Annotated in this window: 20 protein-coding genes and 2 pseudogenes; 9 read left to right on the top strand and 13 right to left on the bottom strand. The window is 72.9% G+C overall.

The genetic code is table 11. The features are described from left to right. Nucleotides 1-923: 923 nt before the first annotated feature. The 4 genes from ACFF45_RS19760 to ACFF45_RS19745 form a co-directional block, all read right to left on the bottom strand. Nucleotides 924-1625, bottom strand: coding sequence for a GntR family transcriptional regulator (locus ACFF45_RS19760; protein ID WP_381347724.1), 702 nt, complete (start codon nt 1623-1625; stop codon nt 924-926). A 383-nt stretch (nt 1626-2008) separates the two neighbouring features. Then, nucleotides 2009-2974: a CAF17-like 4Fe-4S cluster assembly/insertion protein YgfZ gene (gene ygfZ, locus ACFF45_RS19755; RefSeq protein ID WP_381347723.1), complete on the bottom strand. Its 966-nt coding sequence runs from the start codon at nt 2972-2974 to the stop codon at nt 2009-2011. Between the two features lie 9 nt (nt 2975-2983). Continuing rightward, nucleotides 2984-3439: a Fur family transcriptional regulator gene (locus ACFF45_RS19750; RefSeq protein WP_381347722.1), complete on the bottom strand. Its 456-nt coding sequence runs from the start codon at nt 3437-3439 to the stop codon at nt 2984-2986. A 43-nt stretch (nt 3440-3482) separates the two neighbouring features. After that, nucleotides 3483-4058, bottom strand: a complete 576-nt coding sequence (locus tag ACFF45_RS19745; RefSeq protein WP_381347721.1) for a heme-binding beta-barrel domain-containing protein — start codon at nt 4056-4058, stop codon at nt 3483-3485. 294 nt (nt 4059-4352) lie between these two features. Here ACFF45_RS19745 and ACFF45_RS19740 point away from each other — a divergent pair, with 294 nt between their 5' ends. Beyond that, entirely contained in the window at nt 4353-4715 is a 363-nt protein-coding gene (locus ACFF45_RS19740) for a DsrE family protein (protein ID WP_381347720.1), read from the top strand. A gap of 82 nt (nt 4716-4797) precedes the next feature. Here ACFF45_RS19740 and ACFF45_RS19735 read toward each other — a convergent pair whose 3' ends face one another. From ACFF45_RS19735 to ACFF45_RS19700, 8 genes are all read right to left on the bottom strand, one after another. Then, on the bottom strand, nt 4798-5097 hold the full coding sequence (locus tag ACFF45_RS19735) for a DUF3099 domain-containing protein (RefSeq protein ID WP_381347719.1): 300 nt from the start codon (nt 5095-5097) through the stop codon (nt 4798-4800). An 86-nt stretch (nt 5098-5183) separates the two neighbouring features. Next, entirely contained in the window at nt 5184-5474 is a 291-nt protein-coding gene (locus ACFF45_RS19730; RefSeq protein ID WP_210577738.1) for a DUF1416 domain-containing protein, read from the bottom strand. Nucleotides 5475-5520: 46 nt separating this feature from the next. Next, nucleotides 5521-6360, bottom strand: a complete 840-nt coding sequence (locus tag ACFF45_RS19725) for a sulfurtransferase (protein WP_381347718.1) — start codon at nt 6358-6360, stop codon at nt 5521-5523. A gap of 129 nt (nt 6361-6489) precedes the next feature. Further along, nucleotides 6490-6597, bottom strand: a complete 108-nt coding sequence (locus ACFF45_RS19720) for an Ms5788A family Cys-rich leader peptide (protein ID WP_351714517.1) — start codon at nt 6595-6597, stop codon at nt 6490-6492. A 197-nt stretch (nt 6598-6794) separates the two neighbouring features. Next, entirely contained in the window at nt 6795-7526 is a 732-nt protein-coding gene (locus ACFF45_RS19715) for an LmeA family phospholipid-binding protein (RefSeq protein ID WP_381347717.1), read from the bottom strand. A 98-nt stretch (nt 7527-7624) separates the two neighbouring features. Beyond that, nucleotides 7625-8839, bottom strand: coding sequence for a hypothetical protein (locus ACFF45_RS19710; RefSeq protein WP_381347716.1), 1215 nt, complete (start codon nt 8837-8839; stop codon nt 7625-7627). Between the two features lie 8 nt (nt 8840-8847). Continuing rightward, nucleotides 8848-9102 (bottom strand): MoaD/ThiS family protein, encoded by a 255-nt coding sequence (locus tag ACFF45_RS19705; RefSeq protein ID WP_381347715.1) that lies wholly within the window; start codon nt 9100-9102, stop codon nt 8848-8850. 47 nt (nt 9103-9149) lie between these two features. Next, nucleotides 9150-10001 (bottom strand): alpha/beta hydrolase, encoded by an 852-nt coding sequence (locus ACFF45_RS19700; RefSeq protein WP_381347714.1) that lies wholly within the window; start codon nt 9999-10001, stop codon nt 9150-9152. Between the two features lie 174 nt (nt 10002-10175). Between ACFF45_RS19700 and ACFF45_RS19695 the strand changes: the two genes are divergently transcribed. The 6 genes and pseudogenes from ACFF45_RS19695 to ACFF45_RS19670 all read left to right on the top strand — a co-directional run. Beyond that, complete coding sequence (locus ACFF45_RS19695; RefSeq protein ID WP_381347713.1) at nt 10176-10955, top strand: winged helix-turn-helix transcriptional regulator; 780 nt, start codon at nt 10176-10178, stop codon at nt 10953-10955. Between the two features lie 105 nt (nt 10956-11060). Then, nucleotides 11061-12083 (top strand): LacI family DNA-binding transcriptional regulator, encoded by a 1023-nt coding sequence (locus ACFF45_RS19690; protein ID WP_381347712.1) that lies wholly within the window; start codon nt 11061-11063, stop codon nt 12081-12083. A gap of 543 nt (nt 12084-12626) precedes the next feature. Next, entirely contained in the window at nt 12627-13658 is a 1032-nt protein-coding gene (locus ACFF45_RS19685; protein ID WP_381347711.1) for a S1C family serine protease, read from the top strand. Between the two features lie 109 nt (nt 13659-13767). Beyond that, nucleotides 13768-14505 carry a response regulator transcription factor gene (locus ACFF45_RS19680; protein WP_381347710.1) on the top strand — a complete coding sequence of 246 codons (738 nt, stop codon included), beginning with the start codon at nt 13768-13770 and terminating at the stop codon, nt 14503-14505. Next, a complete protein-coding gene (locus ACFF45_RS19675) occupies nt 14502-15926 on the top strand; it encodes a sensor histidine kinase (protein ID WP_381347709.1) in 1425 nt (474 codons plus the stop codon). Before ACFF45_RS19680 ends, ACFF45_RS19675 begins: the two co-directional genes overlap by 4 nt. A 39-nt stretch (nt 15927-15965) precedes the next feature. Continuing rightward, nucleotides 15966-16112, top strand: a pseudogene (locus tag ACFF45_RS19670) (pectinesterase family protein); the annotation flags it as partial. A 297-nt stretch (nt 16113-16409) separates the two neighbouring features. Here ACFF45_RS19670 and ACFF45_RS19665 read toward each other — a convergent pair. Next, the gene (locus ACFF45_RS19665) at nt 16410-18209 is read right to left on the bottom strand and encodes a bifunctional metallophosphatase/5'-nucleotidase (RefSeq protein WP_381347708.1); all 1800 of its coding nucleotides are present in this window, start codon (nt 18207-18209) and stop codon (nt 16410-16412) included. Nucleotides 18210-18395: 186 nt separating this feature from the next. On the opposite strand from ACFF45_RS19665, the gene mshD reads away from it, so the two are divergent. Beyond that, nucleotides 18396-19328: a mycothiol synthase gene (gene mshD, locus ACFF45_RS19660; RefSeq protein ID WP_381347707.1), complete on the top strand. Its 933-nt coding sequence runs from the start codon at nt 18396-18398 to the stop codon at nt 19326-19328. Nucleotides 19329-19420: 92 nt separating this feature from the next. Continuing rightward, nucleotides 19421-19813, top strand: a pseudogene (locus ACFF45_RS19655) (GntR family transcriptional regulator); the annotation flags it as partial. Nucleotides 19814-20001 lie beyond the last annotated feature (188 nt).

The following is a 20001-nucleotide window of genomic DNA, read 5'->3' as shown; positions in this document are numbered from 1 at the left end:
GAGCGGGTGGCCGACGCCTGCGCGGGCCAGGTGGATTCCGCTGGTCAGTTCGCCCCGTGAGCGTCCGGGGCCTGGGTCGCGGAGCCCTCTTTCGAAGCGCCGGCGGCACGGCTCGGCGGTCCCTCCGGCCCGCGGTGGTGGACCAGCGGCGGACGGGGAACGCGACTCGAACGCACGATCACCGCACCGTCCGGCTGGGCCGAGTCCACGAGCTTCACGTGTTCCGGGGCCGGCTCACGGTAAACGAACCAGGGTCCCGCGATGGCGGCTCCGCGCCGTCGCGGCACCCGGGACGCCGTACTCCAGGACGGACAACGTGCCGCCGGATGAACGGAGTCGCTCCGGTTCGGGAGAGGCATCCGTCCCGCGGTCGTCGGCGCACGGATCGATCGTGGTCACCGGACGGTCCGCCGGCGTCCTGGGCTTCAGCACGTCGTCTCTCCTGGGATCGCGTTCTCGGCGCGCTGACGGGCCGTCACCGGCGAACAGGTGCGGGGTGCTCCGACGAACAGCTGGACATCGACGTTGATGACACAAGGACCCTCCGGTGAGGACGCGGCCTCGGCCGCTTCTGAACCAGTGCCGGACGGAAGCCGCTGAGCCGGACTCGGGGTCCGGCCGGGTCGCGGCGTCGCGGTATCGGGAGGCTAGGCGGCTAACTTATAAGATGTCAACGGTTCTAACTTATAAGATGTCAGCGCCGACGGTCGCGACTCGGCATACCAGTCGGCGGGGCATGAACCTGCGGGCGGCCCGCGCCGAAGACCGCGAGAGCGCGACGGCCCTGGTCGGCGGTTCGGCCCGCGCTCTTTTGGTGCCCGCCGCCGGCGGCACGCGTGAGGACCGGCCGGCGGTCACCGCGGGGCCGGCCCGGACCCGCGGTGATCGGAACCGAGGGGGACCCGGGCACCTGACGGCAGGGCCTACGCGGTGGCGCTGCTCCCGAATCCCGTCGGGCCGGAGCCGAGGTTGCCCATGCCGGCGAGCATCGTGTTGAGATTGTGCTCCAGATGCTCGCGGACCGCGTCACGGACCCGGCGCGGGTCGCGTGATCGCGCGGCCGCGACCAGCTCGTCATGAGCATGAGCATGGTCGTGGGCGAAGGACTCGGGCGCCTCCACCGGATCGAAGACGAGTCGCGTGTACCGCTCCGAGGCGTCCCACAGGGGCACGAGCATCCGCCGGTCCCAGTCGCTGGCGGCGGGCTCGATCAGGGCGGAGTGGAAGGACCGGTGCGGCTCCCAGCACGCCTCGCCCAGGACCTGCCTGAACGTCACCCGTACCAGGCCGTCGAGCGCGTCGAGCGCCGCGTCCGTCCGCGCGGGCGCGGCGAGGGCGGCGAGTTCCGGTTCGACCGTCATCCGGAGCCGGTAGATCATGCGGAGGTCGTCGGGGTCGAGCGGGGTGACCATGGCGCTGCGCGACGGGCTGAGCACCACCAGGCCCTGGGCCTCCAGCTGCCGCAGGGCCTCGCGCACCGGGACATGACTGACCCCGAGGTGCTCGGTGAGAGCGGGAACCGTGAACGGCTGCCCCGGGGGGAGCTCGCCGCTGAGGATCGACCGGCGGATCTCATGCACCACCAGGTCCACGGCGGACACCATCTTCGTGGCCACGGAACGCACGCCCCGGCGTCCTACCGATGTCACGCCCACTCCCGTGTACTCGACAACGTTCGACCCATGCTAACTCAGCTTGACATCCTATAAGTTAGGGGCTAGCGACAAGGCCGTGAAGGGTGCGGTTGGGCGGATTGTCCAGGGCCTGGGGGCGCGAGGACGTCGATGCCGACCGGGCGCAAACCGCCCTGCGGCCACCGTGACGGCCCGGGCGACGGGCACACTGCCCGGACAGCGGAGCCTCCGGTCCGTGAACGGCCTGTCCTGGTCGACTGCCGGTTCTCCCGGGGCTCCGCTCCTCATGTCCGACGAACCCGCACCTCAAGGCCCGGCGGACAACCCCGCCCGAGCCATGACTTCGCGGCCTTCATCCGGCCCGCGACCCGCGGCTACGGCTCGACGACGACTTCCTGGGCCGCGGCCGTCGTGTCCGCGATCAGCCGCGCGTCCACCGGTACGGTCCGCTTCACCAGCGCCAGCGCCACCGGGCCGAGTTCGTGGTGGCGGACGGCCGTGGTCACGAAGCCGACCCTGCGGCCGTCGGGCCCCTCGTCCGCGAGCCGGAGCCCGGTGCCGTGGCCCGGCAGGTGCACCTCGCTGCCGTCCAGGTGGAGGAAGACCAGCCGGCGCGGCGGCTTGCCCAGGTTCTGCACCCGGGCGACCGTCTCCTGCCCGCGGTAGCAGCCCTTCTGCAGGTGCACCGCAGTACCGATCCAGCCCAGCTCGTGCGGGATGGTGCGGTGGTCGGTCTCGAAGCCGAGCCGGGGCCGGTGCCGCTCGACGCGCAGCGCCTCGTACGCCAGGATCCCGGCCGCCGGCCCGGCCTGCGCGGCGTACGCCTCCAGGTCGGCGCGCGGGAGGAAGAGATCACGGCCGTACGCCGTCTCCCGTACCACGGCCCCCCGCGGCACCTCGGCGATGGAACCGGCCGGCAGGTGGACGACCGCGATGTCACCGGTGCGGTCGGCGACCTCGACCCGGTAGAAGAACTTCATCGATTCCAGGTACGCGATCAGCGCGTCCCGGGTGCCGGGCTCGACGTGCGCCCAGACGGTCGTGCCGTCGTCCACGAGGTACAGGGCGTGTTCGATGTGGCCGTGCGCGGACAGGATCAGCGCCTCGGTGGCCTCGCCTGCGGGGAGTTCGCTGACGTGCTGGGTGAGCAGCAGGTGCAGCCAGCTCAGCCGGTCCTCGCCGGAGACGGTGACGACGCCGCGGTGCGACAGGTCGACGAAACCGGTGCCGTCGGCGAGGGCGCGCTGCTCGCGGAACAGGTCGCCGTAGTGGGCGGCGACGCCTTCGTCCACGCCTTCGGCCGGGACGGCGCCGGGCAGGGACAGCAGAGGGCTCTTCATACGCTAAGCCTACGACTCGGTAGTTGAACTCTTGCCGGTCGAGCCTGGGTCCGCCGTGCAGTCCTTGCACCGGCCGAAGATCGCGAAGTGCTTCATGTCCGTGTCGAAGCCGAACGTCTCGCGCAGCTTGGCGGTGAACTCGGCGGCCACGGAGACGTCCGCCTCGATGACGGTGGTGCAGTCGCGGCAGACCAGGTGGAGATGGTGGTGCCGGTCGGCGAGGTGGTACGTCGGCGCCCCGTGCCCGAGGTGGGCGTGGCTGACCAGCCCGAGTTCCTCCAGGAGCTCCAGGGTCCGGTAGACGGTGGAAATGTTGACCCCCGACGCCGTCCTGCGCACTTCGGCGAGGATGTCGTCGGGGGTCGCGTGCTCCAGGGTGTCCACGGCTTCGAGCACGAGTTGCCGCTGCGGCGTCAGCCGGTAGCCGCGCTGCCTGAGGTCACTCTTCCAGTCGGTGCTCACCACACTGAAAGTCTAGTGCCGCGGCACTAGGGCCACGCCGGGCGGCTCACTTGAAGAAGGCGATTCCGTCGTCCGGGAGATCGCCCGGCAGGGCCTTCGCCCAGCGCTCGACGTCCTCCGGGGTGACGACCTTCTTCAGCTGCGCCGACATGTACGGCCGCAGCGGGACCTCGGGGGTCTGCTTCTCGCCGACCCACATCAGGTCGCCCTTGACATAGCCGTACAGCCGCTTGCCGCCGCTGTACGGGCGGGAGGCCGCCGTGCGCGCGACCGCGTCCGTGACCAGGTCGATCTGCGGCTTCTGGGCGGCCAGCTCGCCGTACCAGATCTCGATGACGCCGTCGTCGCGGGTCATCGTGACCTCGACCTTGCGGTCGGCGTCGACGCGCCAGAAACCGTGCTCGGACTCCAGCGGCCTGACCTTGTCGCCGTCCTGGTCGAGCACCCAGCTGTGGGAGTGGTACTCCAGGAAGTCCCGGCCGTCGTGGGTGAAGGTGACCTCCTGCCCGAAGTTGCACTTCTCGGCACCGGGGAAGTCGTGCACGCCCGCGCCCGCCCAGTCGCCGAGCAGGAAGGCGAGGGGGACGAGGTCCTTGTGGAGGTCGGGCGGGATCTCGATCATGAGCAGCTCAAACGTCTCGTACGGGTGGGGTGGGTGGCGTGGGTCAGCGCTGGCCCTGGTACAGCTTCTTCACGGCCAGACCGGTGAAGGCGAGGACGCCGACGCAGACCAGGACCAACAGGGCTTCGAAGAAGACGATCACGATGTGCTCCTTGGTGAGCGGGGTGCGTGGTGCACAAGGCCGTGCCCCAGCTTACGCGGCCGGGCCGCGGCCCTTCCTGTGAGGTACGCCCCTGTGAGGTACGCCCCGAACGCGGCGGCCGGGACGCCGGGGCGGTTGACTACGATGCGGCCATGGCGAAGAAGCTGGTGATCAAGGTGACGGCGGGGGCGGACGCCCCCGAGCGCTGCTCGCAGGCGTTCACGGTGGCGGCGGTGGCCGTGGCCAGCGGCGTGGACGTGTCCGTCTGGCTGACCGGCGAGTCCGCCTGGTTCGCCCTCCCGGGCCGGGCCGCCGAGTTCGAGCTGCCGCACGCGGCCCCGCTGCCCGACCTGATCGACTCGGTGCTGGCGGCCGGCCGCCTGACGCTGTGCACCCAGTGCGCGGCCCGCCGGGACATCACGGAGCAGGACGTCATCGAGGGCGTGCGGATCGCGGGCGCCCAGGTCTTCGTCCAGGAGGCGCTGGCCGAGGACACGCAGGCCCTCGTCTACTGACCGGCCCGCGCGCCCCGGCGTCACCAGGACCGGTCCCCGCGCGCCCCGGCGTCACCGGGGCCGGTCCCCGGGCGCCCCGGCGTCACCGGGGCCGGTCCCTGCCGTCCAGCTCGTCCCACCAGGCGTCGGACTGGGGATCGCCATGGGGGTCCCCCCTGTCCGGGCGGAGCCGGGGGCTCGGGGGAGGCTCGTCCCACCAGCGGTCGTCCGGCCCCCGGCGGTTGGCCACCATCGCGGCGACCGGCGGGATCACCATCGCGACCACGCACATGCCGACGGCCACCGGGGTCGACCAGAGCCGGACGACGCCCCAGGCCAGCACGAACAGCGCGATGCAGGTGCCCATCAGGGCGAAGTAGACGTGCCGTCGCCGCGCGTACATACCTCCAGCGTAGGTCCGCGCACACGGAAGGGCCGCGCCCCAGGTGTCCAACCCGCGGGACGCGGCCCTCCTGGCTAGCGCCGGTCTCAGACCGCGATCGCGACCTCCGCCAGTCCGCCCTGCTGGGCGACGACCGTGCGATCGGCGGTGGCACCACCGGGGACGAGGGCGCGGACGGTCCAGGTGCCCTCGGCCGCGTAGAAGCGGAACTGGCCCGTCGCGGAGGTCGGCACCTCCGCCGTGAACTCACCGGTCGAGTCCAGCAGCCGGACGTAGCCCGTCACCGGCTCGCCGTCACGGGTCACCTGCCCCTGGATCGTGGTCTCACCGGGCTTGATCGTCGAGGCGTCGGGGCCGCCGGCCTTCGCTCCACACATGTCTTTCTCCAAAGAGGGGTCTGACCGGAAGGCCGGTCGGGGTGGGTTACTTGTTGGCGCCGAGCTCGATCGGCACGCCGACGAGGGAGCCGTACTCGGTCCAGGAGCCGTCGTAGTTCTTGACGTTCTCGACGCCGAGCAGCTCGTGCAGCACGAACCAGGTCAGCGCGGAGCGCTCACCGATGCGGCAGTAGGCGATGGTGTCCTTGGCCAAGTCGACCTGCTCGTCGGCGTAGAGGGCCTTGAGCTCCTCGTCCGACTTGAACGTGCCGTCGTCGTTGGCGTTCTTCGACCACGGGATGTTGCGGGCGGTCGGGACGTGGCCCGGGCGCTGCGACTGCTCCTGCGGCAGGTGCGCGGGGGCGAGCAGCTTGCCGGAGAACTCGTCGGGCGAGCGCACGTCGACCAGGTTCTGCGCGCCGATGGCGGCGACCACGTCGTCCCGGAAGGCGCGGATCGAGGTGTCCTGCGGCTTGGCCCGGTAGTCGGTGGCCGGGCGCTCCGGCACCTCCTCGACCAGCTCGCGGGCGTCCAGCTCCCACTTCTTGCGGCCGCCGTCGAGCAGCTTGACGTTGTCGTGGCCGTAGAGCTTGAAGTACCAGTAGGCGTACGAGGCGAACCAGTTGTTGTTGCCGCCGTAGAGGATCACCAGCGTGTCGTTGGCGATGCCCTTCGCCGACAGGAGCTTCTCGAAGCCCTCCTGGTCGATGAAGTCGCGGCGGACCGGGTCCTGGAGGTCCTGCGTCCAGTCGATCCGGATCGCGTTCTTGATGTGGTTCTTGTCGTACGCGGAGGTGTCCTCGTCGACCTCGACGATGGCGATGTTCGGGTCGTCCAGGTGCTCCTGCAGCCAGTCGGCGTCTACCAGGACGTCGCTGCGGCTCATGCTCTTCTCCTCCGGGGCAGTTGCGGCGGGGCGTACGAGTGCGAAGGGGTGCGCGTGCCGGAACGGGCGCGGCGCACGGGGGCCCTGAGCAGGGCGGGGGGGGGGGAACGCGGACGTCGAAGGGTCCGCTCAGAAGGGGCGACAGAGCATGGCGGCGACGCGGCACAGGTCCACTGCCCGCCGCTTCGTGAGATCCGCCTGTCCCCGCGATCGGAGGACGCTCGTCTGACACTGCATGGCGTCGAGCTTAGGGACGGACCGGCGGGCGTGTCACCGGCGTGTCGCATGTTGAGACAGGACCGTCCGGCATACGGGAACGCGACAGCGCCCGGAGCGCCGTGCCCCGGCTCCGCGCGCTGGTGCCCGTCCGCACATCTGCGCTACGGACAGGGGCGTCTCGCCTGTCGGACAACCGGACCGCGTCCGGCCTCGTCCTATCCCGCCAGCCGCACGCCGGAACCCTTGACCGAGATCTCCACGCCGTCCCGCGCCGCCTGCACCCTGTCGAGCGCCACGCCGCCGGGGAGGTCGTCGATGGCCTGCCGGAAGTCGGTGATCTCACGGACCGAGTCCTCGGCGATGTCCAGCCCCGCCAGCTCCGGCAGCGAGTCGGTGCGCACCTCGACGGTGTCGCCCTCGACGGCGACCGTGCTGAGCACGGACATCCGCTCGGTGCCGATCACGGGGGCCTCGACCTCCACCCCGACCTCGATCTTGCCGTTGCCGCCGTCGGACAGGCTCACCACGCGGGCGGTGATGCCGGGCGCGACCTGCGTGGGCTCGGACTTGGCGGCCTTGAGCAGCTCGGCGTAGGCGATGGTGGCGGTGCCGGTGGCGGAGGCGGCCGTGGCGGAGCCGAAGTCGCCGGAGAACTCGACGCCCCGCATGGTCGCGCTCAGGTCGTCGATGCGGATCCGCTCGCCGTCGCCCGCGGCCGCCTCGTAGCCCTGGATGCCCACCTCGACCTCGTCCAGCGTGCCGCCGGCGACCTGGGTGAGGAACGGGAAGCCGTGGATGGACACCTCGGGAGTGGTGGACAGGCCCTCACTGGTCCGCAGCCGGTCCGCGACCTCGCCCTCGGCGAAGTTCACCGCGAGCCGGTCGGCGGCCACGAACAGGCCGCCCAGGATCACGACGAGGATCAGAAGTATTCGCAGCGCGCGCATGTTTCCCCACCCAGGCGGTCGGTCTCGGACGACGGTCACCGTAACCCCAAAGGGAAGAGCCGCCGCCGGATTGTCGATCACCTGTGACAGGAGGCGCGTCAGACCAGCGCGCGCCCCAGCACCCACAGCACCGGCGCCGCCGCGCTCAGCGGCAGCGCCACACCGGCCGTGAAGTGGACGAACCGCGAGGGGTAGTCGTAGCTCGCCGCCCGGTGCCCGATCAGCGCGCAGGCCCCGGCCGCCGCGCCGAGCAGCGCGCCGCCGTCGCCCAGGCCGGTGCTCCCGCCCAGGGCGACGCCCGCCCCGGCCGCCGCGAGCAGCGCGACGGCCACCGAGACCGGCGTGGGCAGTGGCAGCGCCCGGGCCGGCACCGCCACGGCCACCGCGGCCGCGCCGACGACGACCGCGTCCGGCTCGGCGGCCAGGTACCCGGTCGCGACGATGGCCAGCGCGGCCGAGACCACGGTCGCCATCAGGCCGTACATCCGCGTGTCCGGATCGGCGTGCGAGCGCAGTTGCAGCACCAGCGTCAGCAGTACCCAGACCCCGAGGGTGCCCAGGATCGCCGCGGGCGCCTGCTCGCGCCCGGCGACCAGCAGCGCCGCGTCCGCCGCCAGCGCGCCCGCGAAGGCCAGCGCGATGCCCTGCCGGGCCGGCCACATGCCGTTCAGCCGGAACCAGCCCGCGGCCGTGACGGCCTGCAGCAGCACCAGCGGGACCAGCAGGGCGTACGGGCCGAGCGCCGCGCCGCCGGCCAGCAGCAGCCCGAGCACCGCGGTGAGCGCGGCGGGCCGGAGCCCGGGCTCGATGATCGGCGACCGCCCCTCCAGCCGGGCCCGCTGGGCGGCCGTGAGCGGCGTCTCGGGGGCGGCGGGGGCGGCCGGGGGCTCGGCGGGCGGCTGCGGCTGCCGGTACGGCTGCTGGGCCCACCGCTCGTGCTGCGACGGCTGCCGGGCCCACTCCCCGTGCTGCGGCGGCTGCTCCGGGACGTACGCCCGGGCCGGCCGGCCCTGCGCCTCCCAGGTCTGGTCCGCCCACTGCTGAGGGTGCTCGGCGGCGTACGGCGGCTGGTGCTGCGGGGCCTGCTGGTGCTGTGGGGCCTGCTGGTACGGAGGCTGCGGCGCCTGCTGGTACGGAGGCTGCTGGTACGGAGGCTGCTGCGGCTGCTGGTACCGAGGCTGCTGCGGCTGCTGGTAGGGCGGCTGCGGCGCCTGCTGGTAGGGCGGCTGCTGCGGCTGCTGGTAGGGCGGCTGCTCCTGCTGGTACGGGTCGTACCCGCCGTCGTACATGCCCTCGTACGGCTGGTCGCTCATCGGTGTGGTCACCCTCCTGCGAACGGCGGGAGCACCTCGACCGTGCCGCCCTCGGCCAGCCGTACCGTCTCATGCCCGCGGGTGCCCACGGGGTCACCGTCGATGAGGAACGAGCATCGCTGCAGGACGCGCACCAGTTCACCGGGGTGTCGCTCACGCACGGCGGCCAGCGCCTCGGCGAGCGTCGCCGCGTCGAACGGCTCCTCGGCGAGCCCGGCCGCGGCCTTCGCGGCCGCCCAGTAGCGCACCGTGACCTTTGCCATCTCGTCCTCAAGTCAATCGGCAGAACCTGGCTGTGACTACCGCCAGGCTAGCCCGCCGCGCCGACGGCCCAGTCCCCGATCCGGGCCAGCAGGGCGTCGGTGGCCGCGTGCTCGGCGTGGCCCATGCCGGGCTCCAGCCACAGTTCGCCGTGGCCGCCGGCGGCGTCGGCCAGCATGCGCGGATGGTCCACGGGGAAGTAGCCGTCGCGGTCGCCGTGCACGATCAGCAGCGGCGTCGGCGCGATCCGCGGCACCGCCTCGACCGGCGAGAGCGGCACCGGGTCCCAGCCCCGGTGGTGGATCCGGGTGCGCAGGCCGTACCGGCCCACCAGGCGGCCCTCGGGGCGGGTCACCAGCCAGTGCAGGCGGCGCATGGGGGCCGTGCCCCGGTAGTACCAGCGGGCCGGGGCGCTCACCGACACCACCGCGTCGCTCTGCCGGGCGTGCAGCGCGGCGTGCCGCAGTACCACCGAGCCGCCCATGGAGAAGCCGACGGTCACCACGCGCGCGTGCCCCTGCTCCCGCGCCCACGCCACCGCCGCCGCCAGGTCCAGGACCTCGCGGTCGCCGACGGTCGAGCGCCCGCCGGACGCCCCGTGGCCGCGGAAGGAGAACGTGAGCACGGCGCCGTACCGGGCGAACGCGGTGGCGACCCGGCGCACGTGGGGGCGCTCCACGTCGCCGGTGAACCCGTGCGCCACGACGAACACCGGATGGCCGGAAGGTGGCGACTGACTTTCGTATACAACCGCACCGGGTTCGTACAGGGCGTCGATCCGCACACCGTCCGCGGTGTGCAGAAACGTCCGCAATGGTGCGGGTCTGCTCGCCCCGGACGTCTCATACTTCGGACGAACGGTGCTGGATCGTGCCACTTGGCCTGCCGGACCGTTGCTCATATGGGCTATTCTGCTGGGCAGAGGACTCGGGCAGCGAAGCCCCCGGGTCCTTTTGTGCTTTCGGAAGCGTTGTATACGAGGCGGAGAACCGCAGGTGACCGCAGGTGTACGGGCCCCGGGAACGCAGAGCAGTACCGCACACGTCCTCGCAGGGACCGAGGAGGAACCAAACGTATGAGTTCTCTGCTGCTCCTGACCAACGCTCTCCAGCCGTCCACGGAGGTGCTGCCCGCGCTCGGCCTGCTGCTGCACAACGTGCGCGTGGCCCCGGCGGAGGGCCCCGCCCTCGTCGACACGCCGGGCGCCGACGTCATCCTCATCGACGGCCGGCGCGACCTGCCGCAGGTGCGCAGCCTGTGCCAGCTGCTCAGGTCCACCGGCCCCGGCTGCCCGCTCGTCCTGGTGGTGACCGAGGGCGGCCTCGCCGCCGTCACCGCCGACTGGGGCATCGACGACGTCCTCCTGGACACCGCCGGACCCGCCGAGGTCGAGGCCCGCCTGCGGCTGGCCATGGGCCGGCAGCAGATCGTCAACGACGACTCGCCGATGGAGATCCGCAACGGCGACCTCTCGGTGGACGAGGCCACGTACAGCGCCAAGCTCAAGGGGCGCGTCCTCGATCTCACCTTCAAGGAGTTCGAGCTGCTGAAGTACCTCGCGCAGCACCCGGGGCGGGTCTTCACCCGCGCCCAGCTGTTGCAGGAGGTCTGGGGCTACGACTACTTCGGCGGCACCCGCACGGTCGACGTGCACGTACGGCGGCTGCGTGCCAAGCTCGGCCCCGAGCACGAGTCGCTGATCGGGACCGTCCGTAACGTCGGTTACCGATTCGTTACGCCGGAGAAGGCGGACCGCGCCGCGGACGAGGCGACGTCCAAGGCCGCCCGGCCGAAGCCGGAAGACTCCGGCGAGCGGGCCGCGTTGGGCTCCGCCGAGGTGCCGGCCGACGCCTGAGCGGCGCACGGGCGCCCCCGCGGGGGCGCGCCCGGCGGCGCACGGGTCCGCGGAAGGGCAGCGCAGGCCCTGCCCAGAGCGGGTCCATCCGCGTAGACTCCGCGCGTGGCCAAGGTGACTCGGGATGATGTGGCGCGGCTGGCGGGGACTTCCACCGCCGTGGTCAGTTATGTCATCAACAACGGACCCCGGCCGGTCGCCCCGGCCACGCGCGAGCGTGTCCTCGCCGCCATCAAGGAGCTGGGCTACCGGCCCGACCGGGTGGCCCAGGCGATGGCCTCCCGGCGCACCGACCTCATAGGCCTGATCGTCCCCGACGCCCGCCAGCCGTTCTTCGCGGAGATGGCGCACGCGGTCGAGTGGGCCGCGTCCGAGCGCGGGAAGATGGTGCTCGTCGGCAACAGCGACTACATCGCCGAGCGCGAGGTCCACTACCTGCGCGCCTTCCTGGGCATGCGGGTCTCCGGCCTGATCCTGGTCAGCCACGCGCTGAACGACCTGGCCGCCGCCGAGATCGAGGCCTGGGACGCCCGCGTGGTGCTGCTCCACGAGCGCCCCGAGGCCATCGACGACGTGGCCGTCGTCATGGACGACCTGGGCGGCGCCCAGCTCGCCGTGCGCCATCTGCTGGAACACGGCTACGCGTACGTCGCCTGCATGGGCGGCACCGCGGAGACCCCGGCCGTCGGCGACCCGGTCTCCGACCACGTCGAGGGCTGGCGGCGGGCCATGGCCGAGGCCGGGCTGTCCACCGAGGGGCGGCTCTTCGAGGCGCCGTACAACCGCTACGACGCCTACCGTGTCGCCCTGGAGATCCTGGCCGGGCCCGAGCGGCCGCCCGCGATCTTCTGCTCCACCGACGACCAGGCCATCGGCCTGCTGCGCGCGGCGCGCGAGCTGCGCATCGACGTGCCCGGCGAGCTGGCGGTGGCCGGCTTCGACGACATCAAGGAGGCGGCGCTGGCCGATCCGCCGCTGACCACCATCGCCTCGGACCGGCCGGCGATGGCCCGCGCGGCGGTGGACCTCGTCCTCGATGACGGGCTGCGGGTGGCGGGCTCGCGCCGGGAGCGGCTGAAGGTGTTCCCGTCCCGGCTGGTGCTGCGCCGGTCGTGCGGGTGCGAGTGATGGCCGCGTGAGACGCCGCTGAGAAATCCCGGCGGACCGCCGGGCGCGGGCGGCGGGGCGCAGTCGGCGGAAGGCAGTCGGCCGGGGAGCAGTCGGCGCGGTCGGCGGGAGCCGGGAGCGGGGAGCAAGCGGCCCGCAGCGGTCCCCTGAGAGCAGTCGGCCGCAAGGAGTCGGCCGGAGAGCAAGCGGCGCGGTCGGCGGGAGCCGGGAGCGGGGAGCAAGCGGCCCGGAGCGGTCCCCTGAGGGCAGTCGGCCGCAAGGAGTCGGCCGGGAGCAAGCGGCGCGGAACCGGCAGCGGGGAGCAAGCGGCCCGCAGCAGTCCGCTGAAGGCAGTCGGCGCGAAGCCGGCGACCGGGAACCGGCAGCCGCGAGCAGGCGGCGCGGAGCAGTCCACCGAGGGCAAGCGGCGCGGAACCGGCGGCCGTCAGCAGGCGGGCGTCAGCAGGCGGTGGGGCGCGGGTTGATATCGGGCATACGAGGTTCTGCCGGGCTTCTCAGGCGGCACTCAGGCAGCTCTCATGGTCGGGCGCGAAGCTCATGGACATGACCGAGAGCCTCCGCCGCGACGGCGCGTACGAGCACCCCCAGAACCCGTACCAGGACGCAGCGCAGCACGCCTCCGCCCCGGTCGACCCCGAGTGGCCGCCCCCGCCCGCGCACCGGCCGACGCCGCTGCTGACCGAGCCCGTGGCCGCGCCGCCCCGGCCCCGCAAGCGCACCCGGGGCCCGGTCGCGCTGCTCGCCGCCGTGGCGATCGTCGCCGCGGCCGTCGGCGGCGGCACCGCCTACGGCATCCAGGAGCTGACCGGAACCGACACGGTGGCCTCCGCCGGCAGCACCGGCACCAGCGTCGTGCCGACCGGCCAGAGGGGCACGGTCGCCGGCGTCGCCAAGGCGGTCAGCCCGAGCATCGTCGAGATCAGCGCCACCTCCGACATCGGCTCGTCCACCGGCTCCGGCGTGGTCATCACCAGCGGCGGCGAGATCGTCACCAACAACCACGTGGTCTCCGGCGCCTCCCGGATCACCGTCACGACCAGCGACGGCACGGAGTACACCGCGCAGGTCGTCGGCACCGACAGCAGCAAGGACCTCGCCCTGATCGAGCTGGCGGACGCCTCCGGGCTGACGCCGGCGACCCTCGGCGACTCCGACGCCGTGCAGGTCGGCGACGAGGTCGTGGCGATCGGCTCGCCCGAGGGTCTGACCGGGACCGTGACGAGCGGCATCGTCTCCGCCCTGAACCGCGACGTGACCGTCTCCACCGACGAGGGCGGGCAGCGACAGCAGCAGGGCGGCGGCTGGCCGTTCGAGTTCGGCGGGCGGCAGTTCAACGGTGACACCGGGTCCTCCACCACCACGTACAAGGCCCTCCAGACCGACGCGTCGCTGAACCCGGGCAACTCCGGCGGGGCGCTGATCGACATGAACGGCAACATCATCGGGATCAACTCCGCGATGTACTCGGCGGCGGGCTCGTCGTCCGACGCGGGCAGCGTGGGCCTCGGCTTCGCGATCCCCGTCAACACGGTCAAGGCCGACCTCGCGAAGCTCCGCGCGGGCGCCACGGACTGAGGCCCGCGGGTCACCGGCACCGGCAGGGAGTCCCCCGGCGCCGCCCGCGGACATGCGACGCTGAGAGCGTCAGCCCCGCCCCTCCTTCGCACCCGAGGAAACCCCAGCCATGAGCCCCGCCGAAGGCGACCGTGACCCCCAGCGCATCCTCATCGTCGACGACGAGCCGGCGGTGCGCGAAGCCCTCCAGCGCAGCCTCGCCTTCGAGGGGTACGACACGCAGGTCGCGGTCGACGGCGCGGACGCCCTGGAGAAGGCGGCCGCGTACCGGCCCGACCTGGTCGTCCTGGACATCCAGATGCCCCGCATGGACGGCCTGACCGCCGCGCGCCGCATCCGCGGGGCCGGCGACACCACGCCCATCCTGATGCTGACGGCCCGCGACACGGTCGGCGACCGGGTGACGGGACTGGACGCCGGGGCCGACGACTACCTGGTCAAGCCGTTCGAACTGGACGAGCTGTTCGCCCGTATCCGCGCGCTGCTGCGGCGCAGCTCCTACGCCGCGGCGGTGGCGGCGGCCGGCGCGCAGGAGGACGAGGCGCTGGTCTTCGCCGACCTGCGCATGGACCTCGGGACGCGGGAGGTGACGCGCGGCGGGCGGCCGGTGGAGCTGACCCGCACCGAGTTCACGCTGCTGGAGATGTTCATGGCCCACCCGCGCCAGGTGCTGACCCGGGAGCAGATCCTGAAGGCGGTGTGGGGCTTCGACTTCGAGCCGTCGTCGAACTCGCTGGACGTGTACGTGATGTACCTGCGCCGCAAGACGGAGGCGGGCGGCGAGCCGCGGCTGGTGCACACGGTGCGCGGGGTGGGGTACGTGCTGCGCCAGGGCGGGGCGGAATGACCGGCCCGGTACGCCGCCTCCGCGCGCTGCCGATCCGCGCGCGGCTGTCGCTGCTGGTGGCGGCGGCGGTGGCGTTCGCGGTGGCGGCGGTCTCGGTGACCTGCTGGTTCATCGTGCAGGGCAAGTGGTACGGCGAGATCGACGACGACCTGCGGTACGGCAACGTCCGGGTGTCCCTGCAGGAGATCCAGAGCACCCTCGCCAACTGCACCACCGAGGTGACCGACGGCTCCGTGCCCCTCGGCCCCCGCACCCGCCCCTACCTGCAACTCGTCAAGGCCGACGGCGACTACTGCGTCTTCGGCAACTCCGCCGGCTCGGTGCCCGTCGACGGCGGTGACGTCGAGGCCGCCAAGAACCCCGACGGCCCCCTGCACTTCAGCAGCGCCAAGGACACCAACGGCAAGCCCGTGCGCACCATGGCGGTCCCCCTGACCGACGGCGTCGCCCTGCTCGTCGCGCTGCCGCTGGACGACACGCAGAACACCCTCAAGGAGCTCGCCCTGCTCCTCCTGCTGGTCTCCGGCATCGGCGTGGTGGGCGCGGGCGCCGCCGGTCTCGCGGTGGCCCGGGCCGGCCTGCGCCCGGTGGACGAGCTCACGGAGGCCGTCGAGCACGTGGCCCGCACCGAGGACCTGACCATCCGCATCCCGGTGGACCAGGACAGCGAGGACGAGGTGGCCCGTCTGTCCCACTCCTTCAACTCCATGACGTCGGCCCTGGCCAGCTCCCGCGAGTTGCAGCAGCAGCTCATCGCCGACGCCGGCCACGAACTGCGCACCCCGCTGACCTCCCTGCGGACCAACATCGAACTGCTCACCCGCAGCGAGGAGACCGGCCGTCCGCTCCCCGAGGCCGACCGCAAGGCGCTGCTCGCCTCGGTGAAGGCGCAGATGACGGAACTGGCGGCGCTCATCGGCGACCTTCAGGAGCTGTCCCGCCCCGACACGGGCCAGCACCCGGGCCGGGCCCAGGTGGTCGCCTTCCACCACTCGGTCGAGTCGGCGCTGCGCCGCGCCCGGCTGCGCGGCCCGGAGCTGACGATCACGGCGGACGTGCGGCCGTGGTACGTCCGGGCGGAGCCGTCGGCGCTGGAGCGGGCGGTGGTCAACGTCCTGGACAACGCGGTGAAGTTCAGCCCCGGCAGCGGCACGATCGAGGTCCGGCTGGCCGACGGGGCGCTCACCGTCCGCGACCACGGGCCCGGCATCCCCGCCGACGAGCTCCCCCATGTCTTCGACCGCTTCTGGCGCTCCCCGGGCGCCCGCGCGCTGCCGGGCTCGGGCCTCGGCCTGTCCATCGTGGCGCGGACGGTCCAGCAGGCCGGCGGCCGGGTGTCGCTCGGCCCGGCCGAGGGCGGTGGCACGGTGGCGACGATCCTGCTGCCGGGCGCCCCGGAGCCGCCCCCCGAGGTGCCGTAGCCCTTCCCCGGTCCGGGGAGGCGGCGGGCGGCGGCCCACGACGTCGACGAGGCCGCCGACGAGAGCCTCGGCGGGGATCAGGCCGTCGCCCTGCGCACCGCCGCCGACAGGATGTTCCTGGACGGCGTCATCGTCGACGGCGACCAGGACGCCCTCCTGCCCGACACCCCCGCCGAGGACCGGCTCGCCGGGTCTCGCGACCGGTTCGCCGCCCACCGCACCACGGGCCCGGACACCGGGTCGGCGAGCGCCGGCCGGCCGCCGCCGGCCGCCGCCCGGGCCACCGCCCGGGAGGTCGCCCGGGAAGTCGCCCGGGAAGTCGCCGACCGGCTGGGGCTGGACGCGCACGGCCGGCCGAGCCTCCCGCTCCGAGCCCCAGGGGGTGTCCCGGGTGGGACACCCCCTGGGCCGCTCAGGCTGCCACGCCCGCCCCCGCCGGCCGCGCGTACTCAGCGACCGCCGCCGGAAGCTCCGCGTGGGTGATCACCGAACGATCGTGATCCGGTTCGCGGCCGGCGGCGCGATCGGGCTCGCCGGGGAGGAGTTGGCCGTCAGGTACTGCGCCAGGGCCGCCAGGTCGTCCGTGCCGACCAGGTCGTTGGTGCCCGTGCCCAGCGTGGTGAAGCCGTCGCCGCCGCCCGCCAGGAAGCTGTTGGTCGCGACGCGGTAGGTGGCCGCCGGGTCGATGGCGGCGCCGTTCAGCCGGATGGAGTCCACGACGATCCGGTCCGCGCCGGTCTTCGTCAGGTCCAGCGTGTACGTCAGGCCCGAGGAGGGCTGGAGGATTCTCGGGGAGGCCGCGTTCGCGCCGCTCACCTGCTCCTGGAGCACCTTGACGAGGTCGCTGCCCGTGAAGTCCTGGAGGTTGACCGTGTTGGAGAACGGCTGCACGGTGAAGCCCTCGGCGTAGGTCACCACGCCGTCGCCCTCACCGCCCTTGGCCGCGTAGGTGAGCCCCGCCCGCACGCCGCCGGGGTTCATCAGCGCCAGGTCGGTCTCCGGGTCCAGCTCCTTGCCGTACGCGAGCTGCGCGTCGGCGATGAGGTCGCCCATCGGGGACTCGGTGCCGGTGCTCGGGACATCGGCGGAGATGTAGCCGACCGGGCGGTTGCCGACGGGCGCCGCGAGCGTGTTCCACCTGCCGATCAGCTCGGTCATGTCCGGCGCCTTGGCGACGGTACGGGTGACCACGTGGTTCGCCGACGCGACGGACGTGCGGGCGATGTCCCCCGTGAACCGGTCGTAGGTCAGCGTGGTGTCGGTGTAGAGGCGGCCGAAGGAGGAGGCCGAGGTGACCATGCGCGGGTTGCCCGCCGGGTCGTCCACGGTGCACACGTACGCCGCGTGGGTGTGGCCGGTGACCAGGGCGTCCACCTGCGGGGTGACGTTCTCGGCGATGCCGACGATCGGCCCGGAGATGCCGTCGCCGGCACCGGGCGCGTCACAGTCGTAGTTGTACGACTGCGAGGCCGGCGCCCCGCCCTCGTGGACGAGGGCGACGATCGACTTCACGCCCTGGCGCTGGAGCACCTTGGCGTACTTGTTGATCGTCTCGACCTCGTCCTCGAACGTCAGGCCCTTGACGCCCTCGGCGGAGACGACGCCCGGGGTGTCCTCCAGGGTGACGCCGATGAAGCCGACCTTGACGTCCTTCTTCTGCCACACCCAGTACGGCTTGAGGACCGGCCTGCCGGTCCGCTCGTCCAGGACGTTCGCCGCGAGGTAGGGGAAGTCGGCCCCCTCGAACTCCTCGTCGGTGTAGCAGCCGTCGGTCGGGTGGCAGCCGCCGTTCTGGAGGCGGCCGAGCTCCTTGGCGCCCTCGTCGAACTCGTGGTTGCCCACGCTCGTGACGTCCAGGCCGAGCTTGTTCAGCGCCTCGATGGTGGGCTCGTCGTGGAACAGGCCCGAGATGAGCGGGGAGGCGCCGACCATGTCGCCGCCGGCGGCGGTGATGGAGTACGGGTGGCCCTCGCGGGCCTCGCGCAGGTGGGTGGCGAGGTACTCGACACCGCCCGCGTCGATGGTCTTCGTGGTGCCGTCCGGCTGGAGCTCGGTGACCCGGCCGGAGGAACCGGCCGGCGGTTCCAGGTTGCCGTGCAGGTCGTTGAAGGACAGCAGTTGCACGTCCTGGTAGCGGCTCGGCCGGTGGCCGCCGCGGTGGTCGTCGGCGCTCGCGGAGGCCGGCAGCGCGGCCGCCAGCGCGCCGGCGGTGGTCAGTCCGGCGGCTGCGGCGAGCAGCCGGGTGGTGCGTCGTCTGCGGTGCGGTCGAGGTGTGGCCGGCATGTGCCCCCCTGGTGGGTCGGCTGAGGATCGTGGGACGTGGCTCCGTCCGGCCGCAGCCTAGGGTCAACGCGCGTAGCGCGACAGGGGGTTCCCGGTTACATCCTGGTATCCACATGGTTGTCCGGGCCCTGGCGCCCACGCCTCCCGTACCACACTTCGTCCCACCCGCCCCGTACCCTCGTAGGCATGACCAGCGACGACAGCGCACGGCCCGGCAGCCCGCTCTCCCGTTCCCTCGAGACCCACGCCGCGCTCGCCCCGGAGCAGACCGAGGCCGTACTCGACCTGCTCGCCGCGGCCGCGCGCGCCGACGGCCAGCAGGCGGTGTCCGAGCAGGGCAGGCTCCAGCTGCGCGGCGGCGCCCGCGCGGGCGTGTCCCACCTGCTGCTCACCGCGGGCGGCCAACTGGTCGGCTACGCCCAGCTGGAGGACACCGACCCGGTGGAGGCGCCGGCCGCCGAACTGGTCGTCCACCCCGCGCACCGGGGCCACGGACACGGCCGCGCCCTCGGCTCCGCCCTGCTCGCCGCGTCCGGCAAGCGGCTGCGGGTGTGGGCGCACGGCGGCCATTCCGCCGCCCGGCACCTCGCCCAGGTGCTCGGCCTCACCCTCTTCCGCGAACTGCGCCAGATGCGGCGGCCGTTGGCGGGGCTCGACCTGCCCGAGCCGGTGCTCGCCGAGGGCGTGACCGTGCGCGCCTTCGTCCCCGGGCAGGACGACGCGGCCTGGCTGGCCGTCAACGCCGCCGCCTTCGCCCACCATCCGGAGCAGGGCTCGCTCACCCAGCGGGACCTCGACGACCGCAAGGCCGAGCCGTGGTTCGACCCGAAGGGCTTTTTCCTCGCCTTCCGCGGTGCCGAACTCGTCGGTTTCCACTGGACGAAGGTGCACGCCGAGGAGCAGCTCGGCGAGGTGTACGTCCTCGGTGTCGCGCCGGGCGCGCAGGGCGGCGGGCTGGGCAAGGCGCTCACCTCGATCGGCCTGCGGCACCTGGCGGCGCAGGCGCTGCCGACGGCGATGCTGTACGTCGACGCCGACAACACGGCGGCGGTGAGTGTGTACGAGCGGATGGGCTTCACGACGTACCAGACGGACCTGATGTACCGCACGGAGACGTGACGGGTCGGGGGCGGCGCCCGGAGACGTGACGCACACCACCCCCTTCCAGCACCACCCTTTCACTACTCAATGGGTGAAAGGGTGGTGTCCAGATGGTCGAGTACCGCATCGGCCGGCGCAGCGGCGTCGCCACCTACGTCCAGATCGTCCAGCAGACCAAGCAGGCGCTGCGGCCGGGGCTGCTCCGGCCCGGCGACAAGCTGCCCACGGCCCGCGAGGTCGTCGAGGCCACCGCCATCAACCCGAACACCGTCCTCAAGGCCTACCGCGAGCTGGAGCGCGAGGGCCTGGTCCAGGCGCGGCGCGGCCTCGGCACGTTCGTCCGGCGGTCACCGGGCGCCGCCCCGGCCGGCTCCCCGCTGCGGGCGGAGCCGGCGGCGTGGGCGCGCCGGGCCCGCGGGGCGGGGCTGGAGCGGGAGGACGTGGCTGCGCTCCCCACCGCCGTGCTGGAGGAGCAGTTCGCGCCGGACCGGACGGACGACGGGGACCAGACAGACGACGGGGGACCGGAGGCACGACGGGGACCGGAGGCACGACGGAGACCCGAGGCACGACACCGACCGGACAGACGACGGAGACCCGAGGCACGACACCGACCGGACAGACGACGGAGACCCGAGGCACGACACCGACCGGACAGACGACGGAGACCCGAGGCACGACACCGACCGGA

The sequence above is a fragment of the Streptomyces cinereospinus genome (assembly GCF_042430725.1).
Classification (GTDB): Bacteria; Actinomycetota; Actinomycetes; order Streptomycetales; family Streptomycetaceae; genus Streptomyces; species Streptomyces cinereospinus.
Note: the sequence above shows the minus strand (reverse complement) of the source record. Positions and strands in the feature narration are given on the sequence as shown.

Excerpts from the sequence above, each read along its gene's own strand:
- ACFF45_RS19705 (WP_381347715.1), bottom strand. The coding sequence starts at position 9,102 with ATGGCAAAGGTCACGGTGCGCTACTGGGCGGCCGCGAAGGCCGCGGCC.
- ACFF45_RS19735 (WP_381347719.1), bottom strand. The coding sequence starts at position 5,097 with ATGTACGCGCGGCGACGGCACGTCTACTTCGCCCTGATGGGCACCTGC.
- ACFF45_RS19720 (WP_351714517.1), bottom strand. The coding sequence starts at position 6,597 with ATGCAGTGTCAGACGAGCGTCCTCCGATCGCGGGGACAGGCGGATCTC.
- ACFF45_RS19675 (WP_381347709.1), top strand. The coding sequence starts at position 14,502 with ATGACCGGCCCGGTACGCCGCCTCCGCGCGCTGCCGATCCGCGCGCGG.
- ACFF45_RS19725 (WP_381347718.1), bottom strand. The coding sequence starts at position 6,360 with ATGAGCCGCAGCGACGTCCTGGTAGACGCCGACTGGCTGCAGGAGCAC.
- ygfZ (WP_381347723.1), bottom strand. The coding sequence starts at position 2,974 with ATGAAGAGCCCTCTGCTGTCCCTGCCCGGCGCCGTCCCGGCCGAAGGC.
- ACFF45_RS19700 (WP_381347714.1), bottom strand. The coding sequence starts at position 10,001 with ATGAGCAACGGTCCGGCAGGCCAAGTGGCACGATCCAGCACCGTTCGT.
- ACFF45_RS19740 (WP_381347720.1), top strand. The coding sequence starts at position 4,353 with ATGGCGAAGAAGCTGGTGATCAAGGTGACGGCGGGGGCGGACGCCCCC.
- ACFF45_RS19715 (WP_381347717.1), bottom strand. The coding sequence starts at position 7,526 with ATGCGCGCGCTGCGAATACTTCTGATCCTCGTCGTGATCCTGGGCGGC.
- ACFF45_RS19665 (WP_381347708.1), bottom strand. The coding sequence starts at position 18,209 with ATGCCGGCCACACCTCGACCGCACCGCAGACGACGCACCACCCGGCTG.
- ACFF45_RS19730 (WP_210577738.1), bottom strand. The coding sequence starts at position 5,474 with ATGTGTGGAGCGAAGGCCGGCGGCCCCGACGCCTCGACGATCAAGCCC.
- ACFF45_RS19695 (WP_381347713.1), top strand. The coding sequence starts at position 10,176 with ATGAGTTCTCTGCTGCTCCTGACCAACGCTCTCCAGCCGTCCACGGAG.
- mshD (WP_381347707.1), top strand. The coding sequence starts at position 18,396 with ATGACCAGCGACGACAGCGCACGGCCCGGCAGCCCGCTCTCCCGTTCC.
- ACFF45_RS19745 (WP_381347721.1), bottom strand. The coding sequence starts at position 4,058 with ATGATCGAGATCCCGCCCGACCTCCACAAGGACCTCGTCCCCCTCGCC.
- ACFF45_RS19710 (WP_381347716.1), bottom strand. The coding sequence starts at position 8,839 with ATGAGCGACCAGCCGTACGAGGGCATGTACGACGGCGGGTACGACCCG.
- ACFF45_RS19685 (WP_381347711.1), top strand. The coding sequence starts at position 12,627 with ATGACCGAGAGCCTCCGCCGCGACGGCGCGTACGAGCACCCCCAGAAC.
- ACFF45_RS19680 (WP_381347710.1), top strand. The coding sequence starts at position 13,768 with ATGAGCCCCGCCGAAGGCGACCGTGACCCCCAGCGCATCCTCATCGTC.